The sequence below is a fragment of the Streptomyces sp. NBC_00287 genome, assembly GCF_036173105.1.
Taxonomy (GTDB): Bacteria; Actinomycetota; Actinomycetes; order Streptomycetales; family Streptomycetaceae; genus Streptomyces.
In genome coordinates this window covers 4,270,228-4,286,591 of sequence record NZ_CP108053.1, presented here as the reverse complement: position 1 = coordinate 4,286,591, position 16,364 = coordinate 4,270,228, and the positions used below count along the sequence as shown (strand labels likewise).

Below are 16,364 nucleotides of genomic sequence, written 5' to 3'. Positions count from 1 at the left end.
TCGCGTCGATATGACGGCCGTGTGTTCACCCCGGAAAGGCATGGCCAAGTCCCGTACAGACGCGGGATCATGAGACATGCGCTCGGACGATTGGTACGTCACCGAAGACCTCGACCGCTTCCTCGGCCACGCTGGTGGCTTCCTGCGGTCGCGCCCGGATCTGCACACCGTCGCCCTGACGGTCACGGAGTCGCTGCGGATGCGCGGACTGCGCGCGTACGGCGGTGACGAGCCGCCCGTGTTCGGGGTGATGGAACGGGACGGTCAGGTGCGCGGAGCCTATTTCCGCACCCCGCCCTACCGGCTCAACGTCACCCCCCTCACCGCAGACGAGACCGACGCCCTCGCCGCCCACCTGGTCGCCGTCGGCCACTCGGTGCCGGGCATCATCGGTACCCGCGAGACGACCACCGGGTTCGTCCGCTCCTGGCAGCGCCACACCGGCGCCGCCGCGGCCCTGCGTCAGCGCCAACGGCTGTACCGGCTCGGCAGCTTGATGACACCGCAGCCGGTTCCGGAGGGCAGCGCGCGAGTGGCGGGCGAGAAGGACCGGGACCAACTGATCCGCTGGTACGGCGAGTTCACCGAGAGCGTCGGTGAGCACTCCGCCGGTGAGGTCGAGAACTGGGCCGACCATCGCATCGCCTACGGCGGCGTCACCTTCTGGGAGGTCGACGGCACGCCCGTCTCCATGTGCGGCGTCACCCCGATGGTCGCGGGACAGGTCCGTATCGCCCCCGTCTACACCCCATCCCACCTGCGCGGACGCGGTTACGCCGGCGCGGTGACGGTCGTGGTCAGCCGCGCCGCGGTCCGCTCCGGAGCGGAGGAGGTCCTCCTCTTCACCGACATGGCCAACACCACCACCAACGTCCTCTACCAGCGGCTCGGTTACCGGGCGGTGGCGGACTTCGAGGTGTACGACTTCCAGGGCGGCGCGGGCTCATAGCGATCAGGGCCAGAGGAGTTCGCGGCTCCAGCCCTCGGCCGCACGGTGGTAGTTCAGCCGTACGTGTTGACGCTTCTCGTCGCCCTGGAAGAACTCCACCTCCTCAGGGAGCAGGCGGTAGAGGGTCCAGGTCGGGACAGGCGCGTCCGGTTCCTGCTGCGCCCGCGCCCAGGACTCGGCCGAGACTCGCGCCAACTCCTCCAAGGAACCGAGCACTTCGCTCTGCCGACCGGTCAGCGCCGCCGCCAGCGCCCCCGTCGACCGGGCATGCAGATCCGCCTGGCTCTCCGCCGACGCGGCCGCCGTCACCGGCCCCCGCACCCGCACCTGCCGCCCGAGCACGGGCCAGTAGAAGCCCAGTGCCGCGAACGGCCGTACCGCGAGCTGTCGCCCCTTCCTGCTGCTGACATGCGTCGCGAACGACCAGCCGTCCGCGTCCGCGCCGTGCAGCATCACAGTCCGTACGTCCGGCCTGCCCTCCTCGTCCGACGTCGCCAGCGACATCGTGTGCGGCTCGATCTGTCCCGCCGCCACCGCCTCCGCGAACCAGCTCGCGAACAACGGCAGCGGCTCGGCCGGCGCCGCCCCCGGGTCGAAGGGCGGCAACTCGGTCACCTCCGGGTCCCACACCCGCAGTGACCTCAGCAGCTCATGAAGATCCATGCACCGATTGTCAGACGGTTCCCAGGTCCGAGGACACCCAACGCTCGGGTCGCATCCGTACGACCACCTGCGCGCCGTGGTTCTTCCACGCGAAGTCGACGTACCCGTCCACCTTGTCCTCCGGGAGATACCGCGCCGAGATCTCCCTGAGCTGGTCTTTCGTCGCGGGTACCGTCTCGACGACCGGTCCCTCCACCGACACGTACCGGATCGTCGGCTCCAGTCGGTCGACCATCAGCGTGTACCGGCCCGCCGCGCTGATCAGCTCGTTCTTACGCGACTCGACACCGGTCATGATCCATACGTTGCCGTCGTCCTCGACCTGGTACCAGATCGGCACGGTCAGGGGCGCCCGGTCCTCGCCGCCGTCCACCGACAGCGCGGCGACGTGCGGTTCCGCGAGGAATTCTGCGCGCTCTTTGCGGTTCAGGGCCATTCCGGTCTCCTACTCCACGTCGACGGTCTGGCAGAGCTGAGCCGTCAGAACGCCGTGCAGTAGTTCGGCGTCCACGAACTCACCTGCCTCCGGTGCACCACAACGCCAACTGAGGGGGAACGTGTTCCCCTCCGGGGCGGGTACCCCGACGTACTCGTCCCGAGAGGAGCGGGTGTACTTCCGGGCGCCGGGCGGCCACTCGTGCTCGACGCTTTCGCCGGGGGCGAGGAGGAAGTAGGTCCAGCGACAGCCGTTGCCTTCGCGGATCACGGGACCGACGGGGCCTTCGGCGAGCTGGGAGAGGTGGTGGACGACGGCTTCTCCGCGGATGCCGCAGACTCGGATGGCGTCGAAGTGGACTCCGGCGAGACGTAGTTGAATGCCGGATTTAGGGATCCAATTGGCGTGGAGTCGGTTCGTCATGGGTATGAGGGTGGCGATGGTTGCGGTGAGTGACCAGATGAACACGGCTCACAAAAGGCTTTTGTGGGGAGAGGGGTGGTCCTTGTGGTTTCGGTGGGGCGACGGCTCGTGGGAGAGCTCCTGCGGATTCATCGGGCTCGGCTGGGGTTGATCCAGAAGGAGGCCGCCGACCTGGTGCACGTCGCCGAGTCGACTTACGGGTCGTACGAGCGGGCCGAGCGCATCCCGCCGATTGAGTTCCTGAGGGAGGCGGACGAGGCGATGGGCGCGCGGGGGGTGCTCGTTGCGTGTATCGAGGTGATCGAGGAGGAGAAGTATCCGCCGCGGTTCGTCGACTGGGTACGGCGAGAGAGGCAGGCGCGGGTGATCAGTGCGTACGAAACGATGCTGTTCCCCGGGCTGCTGCAATCGGAGCCGTACGCGCGGGCCCTGTACGAGGCGCGCGTTCCGGCGTACAGCGAGGAAGAGATCGAGCAGCACGTGGCCGCTCGGCTGGAACGGCAGACGGTGCTTGTACGCAACCCACCGCCGTATGTTGGTTACGTGATCGAGGAGTCCGTACTGGAGCGGACGCTCGGCGGTCCGGAGGTCCTCAAGGGGCAGTTGCTGCATGTGCTGGAGTGCATCCGGAAGATGAAGCAACTGACGGTCCAGGTGATGCCGAGCGACCGGCACACCCACGCCGGGCTAATGGGCCCGATGCAGCTCATGAGCACCGAAGAAGGCCGCAATCTCGTATACGTGGAGGCCCAGGGCGGCGGTAAGTTGATCCACAAGCCGGACGAGGTGACCGAGCTGTTCCACCTCTTCGGCATCCTGCGGGCGCAGGCCCTCACTCCCTGGGAGTCCGCAGAGCTCATTGAGAGGAAGGCGGCGCAATTATGAGCACGACCCGACTGGCCTGGCGTAAGTCCAGCTACAGCGGCAACGAAGGCGAGGCCTGCCTCGAAATAGCCCCTACCCCCACCGCGATCCACATCCGCGACTCCAAGCAGCCCACCTCCACTGGCCCCACCCTCACCGTCACCCCCTCCACCTGGACGGCGTTCCTCGGCAGTTCGGCCGTTCGTCACTAGGTGTCCCTACCGTGCGGGCCATGAGAAGAACCTCGATCATGCTCAGTGCCGTCGCCCTGACGGCCGCCCTCGCGGCGCCCTCCGCCCTCGCCGGTGAGCAGGCCCACGACTTCGGGCAGGCCACGCTCACCGGATGGGCCTCCCTCCCGGCGGAGACCTTCGTGCCGGGGAGTGAGGCGTCCGGGGCCGCTATAGGTGCCGGGCCCTTCAACGGCATCTCCGCACCCTTCGAAGACCAGCCGGTCCAGGGCTTCAGCGGCATCGTGAACCGGCACGACGGCACCTACGACGTGCTGTCGGACAACGGCTACGGCGGCAAGGCCAACAGCGCCGACTTCCTGCTCCGTATCCACCGCATCAAGCCGGACACCCGGACCGGGAAGGTCAACGTGCTCGGCGGGTTCAACCTGACCGACCCCGACCACAAGGTCCCGTTCGCGCTCACCCGCAGCGACCGCACCCTCACCGGCGCCGACTTCGACGTCGAGTCGATCGTGAAGGCGTACGACGGCACGTACTGGATCGGGGACGAGTTCGGCCCGTTCCTGCTGCACTTCTCGCGGACCGGCAAGCTGCTCGAGGCACCGATCTCGCTCGACGGGGTCAAGGCGCCGGAGAACCCCTACCTCAACGGCGGCACCCCCAACCTCGGTGGCAGCAAGGGCTTCGAGGGGATGGCCCGTTCCGTCGACGGGCGGTACCTCTACCCCCTCCTGGAGGGCACCGTGGCCGGTGACACCCCCGGTGACCTGCGCTTCAACCAGTTCAGCGCGAAGTCCGGCGAGTACACCGGCAAGCGCTGGACGTACCGTCTGGAGTCGCCCGCCAACGCCATCGGCGACGCCATCGCCGTCGACAAGCACCGCTTCCTCGTCATCGAGCGGGACGGCGGTCAGGGCGAGACGGCCAAGTTCAAGCGGATCTACCTCGCCGACACCCGGGACCGCAACGACGACGGCGTCATGGACAAGACCCTCGTCGCGGACCTGATGAACATCGCGAACCCGAAGAAGCTCGGCGGCTTCGGCGAGACCTTCACCTTCCCGTTCCAGACGATCGAGGACGTCGTCCTGCTCGACGACCGCACCCTCGCCGTCCTGAACGACAACAACTTCCCCTTCTCGTCCGGCCGTACGGCGGGCAAGGCGGACAACAACGAGTTCATCACCATCCGCCTGGGCGACCGTCTGCACGCCGACCCGCGCGCCTTCTTCTAAGCCCTCCCCAGTACGACCGTCCCCGACGAGCAGAACCACCCACCCGTCCCGGACGCCACCGCGAGGCGCGGCAACTCGCCGTCGCCACAGCGCACTTGCCGCGCCTCGCATTCGCCCCTGAGCTGCCGTACCGCCTCCACCAGAAGGAACAGCCCCCGCATCCCGGGATGTTGGGCGGACAGTCCGCCCCCGTCCGTGTTCACCGGCAGCTCCCGCGCCTGCACGAACGCCCCGCCCTCCCCCTTCTTGCAGAACCCCAGATCCTCCAGCGTCACCAGCGTCATGTAGGTGAAGGCGTCGTAGATCTCGGCCACGTCGATCTCCGTCGGCCGCACCCCCGCCCGCTCGAACGCCAGCCGACCGCTCACCGCCGCCGGCGACACCGTGAAGTCCTCCCACTCGGACATGGCGGAGTGGGACACGCACTCGCCGCTCCCCAGCACCCACACCGGCGCCTTGCGGCAGTCCCGTACGTACTCCTCCGCCGCCAGCAGCACCGCCGCCCCGCCGTCGGAGCGGATACAGCAGTGCAGCTTGGTGAAGGGGTCCGCGATCATCGGCCCGGACAGGACGTCGTCGATCGTGATCGGGTCCTGGAACATCGCCTCCGGATTCAGTGCCGCGTTCTGCCGCGCCTGCACGGCCACCTCGGCCAACTGCTCGATGGTCGTCCCGTGTTCGATCATGTGGCGGCGTGCGGCCATCGCGTACTTGGCGATGAGGGTATGGCCGTACGGCACCTCGAACTGGAGCGGGCCGCGCGCGCCGAAGGAGAGGTTGCCGGTCCTCCGGCCGGCCCTGATGTCCGCGCGGGCCGTCGAGCCGTACACCAGCAGGACCGCGTTCGCATGGCCCGCCGCTATCGCGTCCGCCGCGTGCGCCGCCATGACCTCCCAGGTCGAGCCGCCCACCGACGTGGAGTCGACCCAGGTCGGGCGCAGGCCCAGATACTCGGCCACCTCGACCGGCGCGAGGACGCCGGTGCCGGCGGAGGCGAAGCCGTCGATCAGGGAGCGGTCGAGCCCGGCGTCCGCGAGTGCCCGGCGGGCCGCCTGGGCGTGCAGGGCGTACGGCGTCGCGTCGTCCACCCGGCCGCAGTCGGAGAGGGCCACCCCGACCACGGCGACTTTCCGGTTTCCGTCAGTCATGACAGGCCTCTCCCTCTGTGCATCTCGACCCGGCCCTCCTAATATGACGGACCGTCAGATCCGGAGGGAAGGGGCAGCGATGGACGCCGGTTTCACCGCCGAACAGGACGAAATCCGCCGCACTCTCCGCGAACTGCTGCACAAGCGGTGCGGCTCGGAGGAACTGCGGGCCGCCGTCGACACCCCGGCGGGCCACGACCTCGCCCTATGGACGGCCCTCTCCGAACAGCTCGGCCTGCCGGGTCTGGCCCTCCCCGAGCCCTACGGCGGAGTCGGCTGCTCGGCGACTGAACTCGCCCTGGCCGCAGAGGAATTGGGCCGCCTGCTCACCCCCTCCCCCTTCCTCGCCACCGCCGTCCTCGCCGCCCCGCTGATCCTCGCCCTGGGCACCGACACCCAACGGGCCGAACTGCTCCCTCGTATCGCCGCCGGGTCGCTCACCGCCACCCTGGCCGCCCCAGCGGCCTGCCTAGCACTGACCGGCGACAACTGCGGGGACTGGGCGGGTGGCGGGCGTGCGGGGGGTGTGCAGGCACGGCGTGCGCCGGCGGCCTCGGCCGCCCCCGGCCCCACCCTGGCGCCCAGCGGCGGCTCGGCGGAGGGTGGCTGGCGGCTCTACGGGGAGATCGAGCACGTCCTCGACGGCCACAGCGCCGGGCTCCTCCTCGTCGCCGCCCACACCGGCGGCTTCGCCCGCTCCCGCACCGACCTCTTCCTCGTCCCCGGGGACGCCGAGGGGCTCGTCCGGGTACGGCAGACCGCCCTGGACTCCACCCGGCCGCTCGCGCGGCTCCAACTCCGGGACGTGGAAGCTCGGTTGCTGGGGGAGGAGGGCGCGGACGTGCTCGGGGCGCTCGCCCGCCTCGGAGACACCGCCGCCACCGTCCTCGCCTGCGAGGCCGTCGGCGCCGCCGATCGGGTACTGGAGCTGACCGTCGAGTATGTGAAGCAGCGGGAGCAGTTCGGACGTCCGATCGGCTCCTTCCAGGCCGTCAAACACCGACTGGCCGACGTCTACGTCCAACTCCAGGCAGCCAGATCCGCCGCCTACTACGCCGCCTGGGCCACCGGCCACCGGGAAGCGGTCGGCGGGGCCGCTGCGGCTCATGGGGAAACTGCCGGTGGTCTTGCCGCTGGCGACTGGGAAGCGGTTGGTGGGCCTGCCACGGCTCGCCGGGAAGCGGTCGGCGGGGCCGCCGCGGCTCACGGGGAAACTGCCGGTGGTCTCGCCGCTGGCCACCGGGACGCCGTCGGTGGGCCCGCCACGGCTCACCGGGAAACTGCTGGTGGTCTCGCTGCTGGCGCCCGGGAGGCCGCCGGTGGTATCGGCGCTGGCGCTCGGGAAGCGGTCGGTGGGGCCGCCACCGCTCACCGGGAAGCTGCGGACGGTCTCGCCACTGCCGACCGGGAGGCCGTCGCCGGGCTCACCACGGCCCACCGGGAAACCCTCGGCGCCCCCACCCCCGCCCACCAGGAACGCGTCGGCGGCCCCGCCCCCGCCCACCCGGAAACCCTCGGCGCCCCCGCCCACCCCGACCCCGTCGGCCGCCTAGCCCTCGCCCAAGCGCTGGAGGCGCTGCGAACTGCCGCCGGGGAGGCGATCCAGTTGCATGGGGGCGTCGGTTTTACCTGGGAGCACGATGTGCACCTGTACTTCAAGCGTGCCGCGGGCGATGAGTTGCTGTTCGGGCCCGTGCACCGGCTGCGGGCGTACGCGGCCGAGGTGGCTCGGCTCTTCGAGGTGACGGTGTGATCGGCGTCCGGCTGGTGCAGAAGGTGTCCTCGACGCGTGGCTTCGCCAAGGTCGCCCCGTATGTGATCCCGGCCCTCGACCGTGCCGTGCACCGGCTCACCCGGGGCCGCGTGCTGCTCAGCGCGCAGATGTTGCCCGGGGTGATCCTGACCTCCACCGGCGCCCGCAGCGGACTGCCCCGCCGGACTCCGCTCGCCTGTATGCCGGAACCGGAGAAGGGGACCTGGATCCTCATCGGCTCCAACTTCGGCAGAACCGGCCATCCCGCCTGGACCGCCAACCTCCTCGCCCATCCCGACGCCGAGATCAACTGGAAGGGCGCCGACATCGCCGTAACCGCGCATCTGCTGGAGGGGGAGGAGCGGGCGGCCGTGTGGAAGGCGGCGCTCGCCTTCTGGCCGCCGTACGCCACCTATCAGGCGCGGGTTGGAGCGGGAGATTCGGCTCTTCAGGGTCCTACGAAGAGAGTCATAGCGTGTGCTGGACCAGCAGGAACGCCCCGATGCCGAGCATCGCCGCCCCGGAGGTGCGGGTGACCGCGCGGGCCGCCGTCGGGCGGGCGGAGAGGAGCGCGCGGGCGCCGACGCCGACCGCCACATAGACGGCCGCGCAGCACGCCATGTGGAGCAGGCCGAGGACGGCGGTCTGGGCGGGGACCGGTAGATGGCCGCCGCCCGTGACGAGGAACTGCGGCAGGACCGACAGGTACAGCAGCAGGCCCTTCGGGTTCAGGCCGCTGATCATGGCCCCGCGGAGGAAGACCCGGTCGCCGGTCGTGGCCGACTCCCCGGGCACCCCCGGCCGGCGCAGCACGCTCCAGCCCAGCCACACCAGATACGCCGACCCGGCCACCGTCAGGCCGGTCAGCAGCGCCGGCTTGCTCGCCACCAGGACCGCCAGGCCCGCCGCCGCGAGGGCCGTGTGCAGGGCGTAACCGCTCACCAGACCGCCCACGGCCCGCGCCACCTTGCCGCCGCGCAGTCCCGCCGAGATCACATACGCCCAGTCGGCGCCCGGCACACAGACCAGCAGCAGGTCGAGGGCGAGGAAGGCGAGGAGGGTTCCGGAGTCCATGGTGGGGACATTAGGCGGGATTGGCCCGAAAGTGCTCCCGAAGTTTGCTCATGATCGCTTGTACTGAGGCAAGATTTACCCCATGGACGACGTAGACCGGAAAATCCTTGCTGAGCTCCAGCAGGACGGGCGGCTGACCGTGACCGAGCTGGCCGGGCGGGTGCGCCTCAGCGTCTCGCCGTGCCACCGGCGGCTGCGCGAGCTGGAGCGGTCGGGGGCGATCAGCGGCTACCGGGCCGTCGTGGAGCCGACCGCCGTGGGGCTGACCTTCGAGGCGCTGGTCTTTGTGTCCATGCGGCAGGAGGACCGGGACACCGTCGCCGAGTTCGAGCGGGCCATCGGCGAGATCGAGCACGTACTGGACGCACAGCGGCTCTTCGGGGAGCCGGACTACCTGCTGCGGGTGGCGACGGCCGACCTCGCCGCTTTCCAGCGGCTGTACGACGATCGGCTGGCCACCCTGCCGGGGGTGCAGCGGCTCACCTCGACGCTGGTGATGAAGCACGTCGTACGCGACCGGCCACTGCCCGCATAGCGCGGCAGGCGGCCGTCCACCTGGGTGAACAGCCGCCTGCCAGACAGGACTTGGGGGCCTGGAAAAAGACGGGAAAGAGATCCGGGCGCTACTTCGTCGGCTTCTTGCCGGTCACGCCCAGGTGTACCAACAGCGCCAGGTTCGGCTTGAGTTCGGCCTGTTTGACGCCCCAGGTCTGGAAGCCCTTCTGGTGCGAGGCCACCGCCGCGAGCATCGCGACGATCGAGCCCGCCACCGCGGCCGGGTTGACGTCCTTGTCGACCTTGCCCTTGGCCTGCAACTCCGCGACCGCGTCCGCGAGGGAGTTGTTCACCGAGTTGAGGATCTTCATCCGGAGTTTGTAGAAGCGCTTGTCGCCCTCGGCGGCGCCGAGATCGACCACGCGCAGGATCGCGTCGTTCCTCCGCCAGAACTCCAGGAATCCGTCGACGAGTTCCTGTGCGGTCTGCCAGCCGGACTTGCCGACCCAGGAGCGGCCTTCGAGAAGCTCGGTCAACCCGGCGCCCTCGGTGGCCATTTGCTCGGCGATCTCCAGGACGGCGCCTTCGACGTCCGGGAAGTACTGGTAGAAGGTGGCGGGCGAAGTGCCCGCCTTCCGGGCGACATCGATGACTTTGACGTCCCGGTAAGGGGAGGAGCTGAGCATCTCGCTGAGGCAGTCGAGCAGCTTCTGCCGGGTCGCCTGCCCACGCCGGCCGGCCACGCGGCCGTCGACGGTACGCACTTGTCCTGTCATGCCGTCAGCTTACCGAGGGGTGATCGGAGCGCGATTCGGCCGACTGCAAATGGGGTGCGCGAGGGCGGAGAGGGTGGTGTGCCTGGTCTGCGGGGTGCGTGAGAGGCCGTTACTTTGGCGGCATGGCCGAAAACAGGGCATCCGGGTATGCCGAGGGCGTCGCCTGCTGGGTGGACGCCCAGCTCCCCGACGTCGAGGCGGGCAAGCGGTTCTACGGTGAGCTTTTCGGGTGGAGCTTCCCGGAAGAGGAGCCGTATGCCTTGCAGGAGGGGGAGCCGGTCGCCGCGCTCGTCCCCAAGGTGGACGGGCGGATGCCGACCGTCTGGACGGTGTACTTCGCCACCCCGGACGCCGAGGCGCTGGTCCGGCGGATTCGGGAGGCGGGCGGCCAGATCATCACCGCGCCCGTCGAGGTGGGCGAGGGGGAGGGCATCACGGCCCTGGTGACCGACCCCGAGGGCGCTGTCTTCGGGCTCTGGCAGGCGGGCGGCCACCCCGGCTTCGGGCGCCGCCATGAACCCGGCACCTTCGCCTGGGTGCAGCTGTACGCCCGGGACACCGAGGCCGTCAACGACTTCTACGGCGACCTCTTCCACGAGGCCCTGTTCGGACCCGACGCGGCGCCCGACTTCGGCCGCGCCCCCGTCTCCGACGTCTTCCCCGCCGAGATGCCGCCGCATTTCCTCGTCCACTTCCGGGTGGAGGACTGCGAGGAGGCGCTCGCGGCGGTGCAACGGCTGGGCGGGCGCGTCCAGGCTCCACCCTTTGAGACGTCGTACGGCACCGTGGCCGTCGTCACGGACAATCAGGGGGCGTCGTTCGCGCTGCTCCAGCGCTCGAACTGAGGCTTTTGTCCAAAGACACCCCGATCTGACCCCTGGTTCGCAACCACGCCCCGGGACAGGAAGAATCGGGGTGCGTGCCGCCATGGCGGTGCGGTGGTGAGACGCTGCACGGGGTCGCGTACATACGTGGGTGACGCGGCCCGTACGGGGAGGTGGCAGGCAAGTGGTGGATCAGCTGACACAGCACGATCCGCGGCGTATCGGGCCGTTCGAGGTGCTGGGACGGCTGGGCGCCGGCGGCATGGGGCTGGTCTATCTCGCGCGCTCGGCGTCCGGGCGGCGCGTGGCGATCAAGACGGTCCGTACGGAGCTCGCCGAGGACCAGCTTTTCCGTGTCCGCTTCACGCGCGAGGTCGAGGCGGCCCGGGCCGTCTCCGGCTTCTACACGGCGGCCGTGGTCGACGCCGACCCGCGTGCGGCCGTGCCGTGGCTGGCCACCGCGTACGTCCCCGCGCCCTCCCTCGAAGAGATAGTGAACGAGTGCGGGCCCCTCCCGGCCCAGGCGGTGCGCTGGCTGGCGGCGGGTGTGGCGGAGGCGCTCCAGTCGATCCACGGCGCAGGACTCGTCCACCGTGACCTGAAGCCCTCCAACGTCCTCGTCGTGGAGGACGGCCCCCGGGTCATCGACTTCGGTATCGCGTCCGGCGTCTCGAACACCCGTTTGACGATGACGAACGTCGCCGTCGGCACCCCCGCCTACATGTCCCCCGAGCAGGCGAAGGACTCCCGCAGCGTCACCGGCGCGAGCGATGTCTTCTCGCTGGGCTCGATGCTGGTGTTCGCGGCGACGGGCCATCCGCCCTTCCACGGCGCCAACCCGGTGGAGACGGTCTTCATGCTCCTGCGTGAGGGCCCGGACCTGGAGGGCCTCCCGGACGAACTGCGCCCGCTGATCGAGTCCTGTATGCAGATGGAGGCGACGGGCCGCCCCAACCCCGCCGACCTCCAGGCCCAGCTCGCCCCCCACCTCTTCGGCTCCGGCTCGGACGACAGCGGTACGGCGTCGGCGTGGCTGCCCGAGCGGGCGGTGAGCCTGATCGAGGCGCGCCGCAACGGCCGCCCGCCGGCCAAGACCGGGCCCGGCGCCGGAAGCCGCAGCGCCGGCCGTGCGGTGCCGCCCCCGCCCTCCCACGCGCCTCCGGTTCCGGTTGGCGCCCCCGACACCGGCCCGGTGCGCCTGGCGGGCGCCCAGGTCCCGATCGGCCCGGGCCCGCGCGTCGCCGACGCCCGCGCCGCCGCCGTGAAGGCACCGCCGCCCGAAGCCGGCCTGGTCGCCTCCTGGGCCAAGCCCCGCCCCGGAGTCAACGGCACAGACCCTGCCGTAGGCCCTGCCGTACCCCAGGCGCCCACCGCGCCCCCGGAGACGGCGAGCGGCTGGCGCCCCTGGCGGTTCCGCATGTCCAACGACGTATGGGGCACCCCGGCGGTCTCCGGTGACCTGGTCTACGTCACCTCCTTCGAGGTGCACGCCCTGGACGTCGGTACCGGCCGCCGCCGCTTCAAGACGAGGGACGTCGCATGGTCGATGGCGGTCGCGGACGGCCGTATCCACGCCTCCGACGGCCCCACCCTCTTCGCCCTGGACTGCCGTGAGGGCGGCGACCTGTGGCGGCTGCCGACGGACGCCTGGGTCTACTCGCTCAAGGCCGAACGCGGCACCGTCGTCACCGGCACCCGCGGCGGCGGGGTCCAGGCCTGGGAGGCGTCCACCGGGCAGAAGCTGTGGGAGCTCACCGGCGCCCAGACCGACTTCGAGTCCCCCGAGGCGGGCCCCGCGCTCCACGAGGGAACGGTCTACGTCTGGCAGGACGCCCGCCTGCGCGCCCTCGACGCCCGCACCGGCGACGAGCGCTGGTCGTACCCCATCGGCGACGCGGCCTCCTGCGGCGGCGTACCGGTACGGGTCTCACAGGCGGTGGACGGCTATGTCTACGTCTCCGCGGGCACCCGCGTCCTCGCCCTCGATGTCTCCTCCGGCCAGGTCCGCTGGCACTTCGAGGCCCCGGCGGTCTTCCTCTGCCCGCCGACCTTCGTACCGGGCCCGGCGGTGACCGGCGGCGGCGTGTACCTCGCCGACTACCTCGGCACGGTCTACGCCCTGGACGCGACCGACGGCCGCGACCGCTGGCGGATCGCCACGGAGGCCAGATCCTCCATCGAGCCGGTGCTCGTGGCCGCGGGCCATGTGCATGTGGGAAGCGGCAAGGGGCTCTACACGCTGGACGCGGTCACCGGAACGCCGAAGTGGCGCTTCCAGGCGGGCGGGGACATCGTGGGGGCGCCGTCGGTGGCGGAGGGCCGTATCCACTTCGGCTCCACCGACCACCTGCTCTACACCCTCAAGGCAGACGACGGCCGGCTGCGCTGGAAGCTGGCGACCGGCGGCGAGATCACTGGTTCGCCGGTGGTGCGGGACGGCGTCGTGTACGCGTGCAGCAAGGACCGGTGCGTATACGCGCTGGACGCGGAGAAGGGCACGGGTACCGCGCGCACGAGCTGAGTGTCTCTGGCGGGGGACGGCCGTCGTACCGGTGCACGGAAGGGGGCCAGACGGCGGCCGTCGCTGCCGGGAGCGGCCCTGACGCCGCTCTCACCCCAGACGCTACGCCGAGGACGCGTCGGTCGCCATGCGGTGACATGACCGTGACAGGTAATCAGTAGGCTGCCGGTTATGGATCTTCGGGGGCGCAAGCTCAAATTCACAGCAGTAACGGCATTGGTGGTTCTGGCGCTGACGGGCTTCTCGTCGGGCCGTAGCAGCGGCGGCAGCGGTGACGGTGACTCGAACGGCGGGTGCAGCAGCTCCAGCCAGAACCATGACAGTTCGACCTCCCGCGACGACGATGACGACGACTCCGGGTCGAGCGGCTCCGGTTCCGCCGATGTGGCGCAGGAGTCCACGGTGGAACTGGTGAGCTGCGCTACGGCGGACAGCCCGTACGCGACCGTCGAGGTCACCAACCCGAACAGCACCAGCGACACCGTCACCGTCGTCGTCACTTTCCTGGACGCCCAGTCCTCGGTGGTCGACATGCAGACCGTGGACGAGGTCGTCCCCGCGAACGACACCGTGCAGGTCCAGGTCGACCTCACCGACGCGGCCGCGGCGGCGAACGTCGACCACTGCGAGGCGGAACTGATGCCGTCCGTCTGACGGCCCTCACCTCACGCGGGGGTCACCGCCCCGCCGTCCCGCGAACAACTCCGCCTGCCGCTCGGCGGGCAGGTTCCCGAGCGCGATGAGATGGGGCGCCTGGGCGAATGCCTGGGCGCGGGCGGCCGCTTGGGCGGCCCACAGGGCGCGGACCGTGCCCTGGACGGCATCGGTGGGGTAACCGGCGATGACGGTGGCGCATTCCAGCGCGGCCGCCAAGTGACCGTTCTCCTCAGCAATTTCAGACACCAACCCGACCTCATGGGCCCGCCGGGCGGAGATCCGCTCGGCGGTGCCCATGAGCATCATGCGCGCGACCTCGCCCGCGGGCATGCGCTGGGCCATGAGCATGGACTCGTAGGCGCTGACCATGCCGTAGGTGGTGTGCGGGTCGAAGAAGGTGGCCTTGCTGTCGGCCACGACGAAGTCGCACTCGCCCAGCAGATAGAAGGCCCCGCCGCAGGCCATGCCGTGCACGGCGGCGATGACGGGCTTCCAGAGGTCGTTGGACTTGGGCCCGATGCCCAGCAACGGATCATCCTGCATGTACGGCGAGTTGGGCTGCTCGACGAGCACGCCCCGGTCGATCCCCGTGCAGAAGGCCCGCTCCCCGGCGCCGGTGAGAACGAGCGCGCGTACGGAGTCGTCGAAGCGGAACGCCCGCCAGGCGTCGGTGAGTTCTTGTGCCGTAGCCAGGTCGATGGCGTTGAGCCGGTCCGGCCGGTTCAGGGTGACGACGGCGACACCGCTGTCCTTGTGGATCGTGATGTCCAGGCTCATGGACGCTCCAGCACCCACTGGGGAAGCCCTTCGGGGCTGAAGACGACCTGGACCTTGGCGCCGATCCGGATCCGATCCGGTGCCAGGGAGTTCAGGGGTGCGTCGGGCCCGGTGACCAGATTGCCCACGAGGCGTATGCGGGGCACGTCGGTGAGCTCGACGAGGACGACGTTGTACGGCGCCTGCGCCGCGTAGTCGGGGAGGAGGGGCGGGTGCGGGACGACGTAGGACCAGATGCGCCCGTGCCCGCTCACCGGCCGCCACTCGCTGTCGAAGGACTGGCAGTGCGGGCAGCAAGGCCGAGGCGGGAAGCGGGGTTCGCCGCACTCGGCGCAGGCCTGGACACGGAGTTCGCCCTGGGCGGCGTACTGCCAGAAGGGGGCGCCGTCGGGGTCGGTGACGGGGGTGAGCATGGCTTAGCTCCTGAGGAGTACGGCGGAGGTGGGCACGCCCTCGCCGGCGGTGACGAGGCAGGTGGCGGCGCCGGGGACCTGGGCGGTGCTGGTGCCGCGGAGCTGTTTGACGCCTTCGTTGATGAGGTTGAAGCCATGGACGTAGGCCTCGGAGAGCCCGCCGCCCCCGGTGTTGATGGGGAGCCGTCCGCCGATTTCCAGGGCGCCCTGTTCGGTGTAGGCGCCGCCTTCTCCTCGCCCGCAGAAGCCGTAGCCCTCCAGGGAGAGGGGGACGAGGGCGGTGAACGCGTCGTAGATCTGGGCGACGTCGACGTCCTGGGGGGTGAAGTCGGCGTGTTTCCAGAGGTGTCGGGCGGTTGCCCAGGAAGGGCCCGTGAGGGGGTCGTCGTTCCAGTAGTTGACCATGCCGTGGTGCTGGGCGGGCAGGGACTGGGCGGCGGAGTGGATGTACACGGGCTTGTGGGCACAGTCCCGGGCGCGCTCACTGCTGACGACGACACAGGCCAACGCGCCGTCGGTCTCGAGGCAGTTGTCGTAGAGGCAGAGAGGCTCGCTGATCCAGCGGGAGGTCATGTACATCTCGCGGGTGAGGGGGCGGTCGTACATGATCGCGGCGGGGTTCTGGTTGGCGCGGTTGCGGCAGGCGAGCGCGACGTTGAAGAGGTGGTCGCGGGTGGTGCCGTACTCGTGCATATGGCGGCGGGCGAGCATGGCTATCTCGTCGACGGGGCGGAGCAGTCCGTAGGGGCGGGTCCACTGGGCGGGCGTGGGGAGTTGGACGTCGGTGTTGGTCCAGGGCCGCGGCCCGCTGCCCCGCTTGCGTGAGCGCCAGGCGACGCCGACGGTGGCTTGGCCTGCGGCGATGGCGGCGGCGAGATGGGCGACGGTGGCGCACGAACCGCCGCCTCCGTAGCCGACCTTGCTGAAGAAGGTGAGGTCACCGAGGCCGACGGCCTTGGCGAGCTCCACCTCGTCGGTCTCCTCCATGGTGTACGAGGCGAGCGCGTCGACCTCGCTCGGTGCGATGCCCGCGTCGTGGAGTGCGGCGAGGACGGCTCGGCAGGCGAGGGTGCGTTCGTCTTCGGGGAGTTGCTTGGCGAAGGGAGTCTGTCCGATACCCACGATGGCGGTGGCGTCCTTGATCCCGGCCATGCGTTGCCCT

Annotated in this window: 18 protein-coding genes and 1 pseudogene; 10 read left to right on the top strand and 9 right to left on the bottom strand. The window is 70.3% G+C overall.

What is annotated here, in order from left to right:
- Positions 1 to 76 precede the first annotated feature (76 nt).
- On the top strand, positions 77 to 949 hold the full coding sequence (locus OHT76_RS19360; RefSeq protein ID WP_328872101.1) for a GNAT family N-acetyltransferase: 873 nt from the start codon (positions 77 to 79) through the stop codon (positions 947 to 949).
- A 3-nt stretch (positions 950 to 952) separates the two neighbouring features.
- On the opposite strand, the gene OHT76_RS19355 is transcribed toward OHT76_RS19360, so the two are convergent.
- The 3 genes from OHT76_RS19355 to OHT76_RS19345 are packed head-to-tail and all read right to left on the bottom strand — an operon-like array spanning position 953 to position 2,471.
- On the bottom strand, positions 953 to 1,612 hold the full coding sequence (locus OHT76_RS19355) for a pyridoxine/pyridoxamine 5'-phosphate oxidase (protein ID WP_328872100.1): 660 nt from the start codon (positions 1,610 to 1,612) through the stop codon (positions 953 to 955).
- A 10-nt stretch (positions 1,613 to 1,622) separates the two neighbouring features.
- Positions 1,623 to 2,048: a pyridoxamine 5'-phosphate oxidase family protein gene (locus OHT76_RS19350; protein ID WP_328872099.1), complete on the bottom strand. Its 426-nt coding sequence runs from the start codon at positions 2,046 to 2,048 to the stop codon at positions 1,623 to 1,625.
- 9 nt (positions 2,049 to 2,057) lie between these two features.
- Positions 2,058 to 2,471 carry a hypothetical protein gene (locus tag OHT76_RS19345; protein ID WP_328872098.1) on the bottom strand — a complete coding sequence of 138 codons (414 nt, stop codon included), beginning with the start codon at positions 2,469 to 2,471 and terminating at the stop codon, positions 2,058 to 2,060.
- Positions 2,472 to 2,579: 108 nt separating this feature from the next.
- On the opposite strand from OHT76_RS19345, the gene OHT76_RS19340 reads away from it, so the two are divergent.
- The 3 genes from OHT76_RS19340 to OHT76_RS19330 are packed head-to-tail and all read left to right on the top strand — an operon-like array spanning position 2,580 to position 4,764.
- Positions 2,580 to 3,356, top strand: coding sequence for a helix-turn-helix domain-containing protein (locus OHT76_RS19340; protein WP_328872097.1), 777 nt, complete (start codon positions 2,580 to 2,582; stop codon positions 3,354 to 3,356).
- Positions 3,353 to 3,547: a DUF397 domain-containing protein gene (locus OHT76_RS19335; protein ID WP_328872096.1), complete on the top strand. Its 195-nt coding sequence runs from the start codon at positions 3,353 to 3,355 to the stop codon at positions 3,545 to 3,547. The genes OHT76_RS19340 and OHT76_RS19335 overlap by 4 nt, the downstream gene beginning before the upstream one ends.
- Positions 3,548 to 3,567: 20 nt before the next feature.
- Positions 3,568 to 4,764: an esterase-like activity of phytase family protein gene (locus tag OHT76_RS19330; RefSeq protein WP_328872095.1), complete on the top strand. Its 1,197-nt coding sequence runs from the start codon at positions 3,568 to 3,570 to the stop codon at positions 4,762 to 4,764.
- Here the strand turns inward: OHT76_RS19330 and OHT76_RS19325 are convergent.
- Positions 4,761 to 5,912: a thiolase C-terminal domain-containing protein gene (locus OHT76_RS19325; RefSeq protein ID WP_328872094.1), complete on the bottom strand. Its 1,152-nt coding sequence runs from the start codon at positions 5,910 to 5,912 to the stop codon at positions 4,761 to 4,763. The two genes, OHT76_RS19330 and OHT76_RS19325, sit on opposite strands and share 4 nt — an antisense overlap.
- Before the next feature lie 79 nt (positions 5,913 to 5,991).
- On the opposite strand from OHT76_RS19325, the gene OHT76_RS19320 reads away from it, so the two are divergent.
- Both OHT76_RS19320 and OHT76_RS19315 read left to right on the top strand, forming a co-directional pair.
- Positions 5,992 to 7,665, top strand: coding sequence for an acyl-CoA dehydrogenase family protein (locus OHT76_RS19320; protein ID WP_328872093.1), 1,674 nt, complete (start codon positions 5,992 to 5,994; stop codon positions 7,663 to 7,665).
- Positions 7,662 to 8,139: pseudogene (locus tag OHT76_RS19315) on the top strand (nitroreductase family deazaflavin-dependent oxidoreductase). The gene OHT76_RS19320 and the pseudogene OHT76_RS19315 overlap by 4 nt, the downstream one beginning before the upstream one ends.
- Here the strand turns inward: OHT76_RS19315 and OHT76_RS19310 are convergent.
- Positions 8,134 to 8,739 (bottom strand): LysE family translocator, encoded by a 606-nt coding sequence (locus OHT76_RS19310; protein WP_328872092.1) that lies wholly within the window; start codon positions 8,737 to 8,739, stop codon positions 8,134 to 8,136. The pseudogene OHT76_RS19315 and the gene OHT76_RS19310 sit on opposite strands and share 6 nt — an antisense overlap.
- 82 nt (positions 8,740 to 8,821) lie before the next feature.
- Between OHT76_RS19310 and OHT76_RS19305 the strand changes: the two genes are divergently transcribed.
- Complete coding sequence (locus OHT76_RS19305) at positions 8,822 to 9,274, top strand: Lrp/AsnC family transcriptional regulator (protein WP_328872091.1); 453 nt, start codon at positions 8,822 to 8,824, stop codon at positions 9,272 to 9,274.
- Positions 9,275 to 9,362: 88 nt separating this feature from the next.
- On the opposite strand, the gene OHT76_RS19300 is transcribed toward OHT76_RS19305, so the two are convergent.
- Positions 9,363 to 9,998 (bottom strand): TetR family transcriptional regulator, encoded by a 636-nt coding sequence (locus OHT76_RS19300; RefSeq protein WP_328876573.1) that lies wholly within the window; start codon positions 9,996 to 9,998, stop codon positions 9,363 to 9,365.
- Between the two features lie 134 nt (positions 9,999 to 10,132).
- Here OHT76_RS19300 and OHT76_RS19295 point away from each other — a divergent pair, with 134 nt between their 5' ends.
- The 3 genes from OHT76_RS19295 (at position 10,133) to OHT76_RS19285 (ending at position 14,009) form a co-directional block, all read left to right on the top strand.
- Positions 10,133 to 10,855: a VOC family protein gene (locus tag OHT76_RS19295; protein WP_328872090.1), complete on the top strand. Its 723-nt coding sequence runs from the start codon at positions 10,133 to 10,135 to the stop codon at positions 10,853 to 10,855.
- Between the two features lie 163 nt (positions 10,856 to 11,018).
- Entirely contained in the window at positions 11,019 to 13,355 is a 2,337-nt protein-coding gene (locus OHT76_RS19290; RefSeq protein WP_328872089.1) for a serine/threonine-protein kinase, read from the top strand.
- A 171-nt stretch (positions 13,356 to 13,526) separates the two neighbouring features.
- Positions 13,527 to 14,009 (top strand): hypothetical protein, encoded by a 483-nt coding sequence (locus OHT76_RS19285; protein ID WP_328872088.1) that lies wholly within the window; start codon positions 13,527 to 13,529, stop codon positions 14,007 to 14,009.
- Between the two features lie 6 nt (positions 14,010 to 14,015).
- Here the strand turns inward: OHT76_RS19285 and OHT76_RS19280 are convergent, their stop codons facing one another.
- Genes OHT76_RS19280 through OHT76_RS19270 form a run of 3 tightly spaced genes read right to left on the bottom strand, consistent with a single transcriptional unit; the run spans position 14,016 to position 16,354 of the window.
- The gene (locus tag OHT76_RS19280) at positions 14,016 to 14,789 is read right to left on the bottom strand and encodes an enoyl-CoA hydratase/isomerase family protein (RefSeq protein WP_328872087.1); all 774 of its coding nucleotides are present in this window, start codon (positions 14,787 to 14,789) and stop codon (positions 14,016 to 14,018) included.
- Positions 14,786 to 15,202: a Zn-ribbon domain-containing OB-fold protein gene (locus tag OHT76_RS19275; protein WP_328872086.1), complete on the bottom strand. Its 417-nt coding sequence runs from the start codon at positions 15,200 to 15,202 to the stop codon at positions 14,786 to 14,788. Before OHT76_RS19275 ends, OHT76_RS19280 begins: the two co-directional genes overlap by 4 nt.
- 3 nt (positions 15,203 to 15,205) lie before the next feature.
- On the bottom strand, positions 15,206 to 16,354 hold the full coding sequence (locus OHT76_RS19270; RefSeq protein WP_328872085.1) for a lipid-transfer protein: 1,149 nt from the start codon (positions 16,352 to 16,354) through the stop codon (positions 15,206 to 15,208).
- Positions 16,355 to 16,364: the final 10 nt, after the last annotated feature.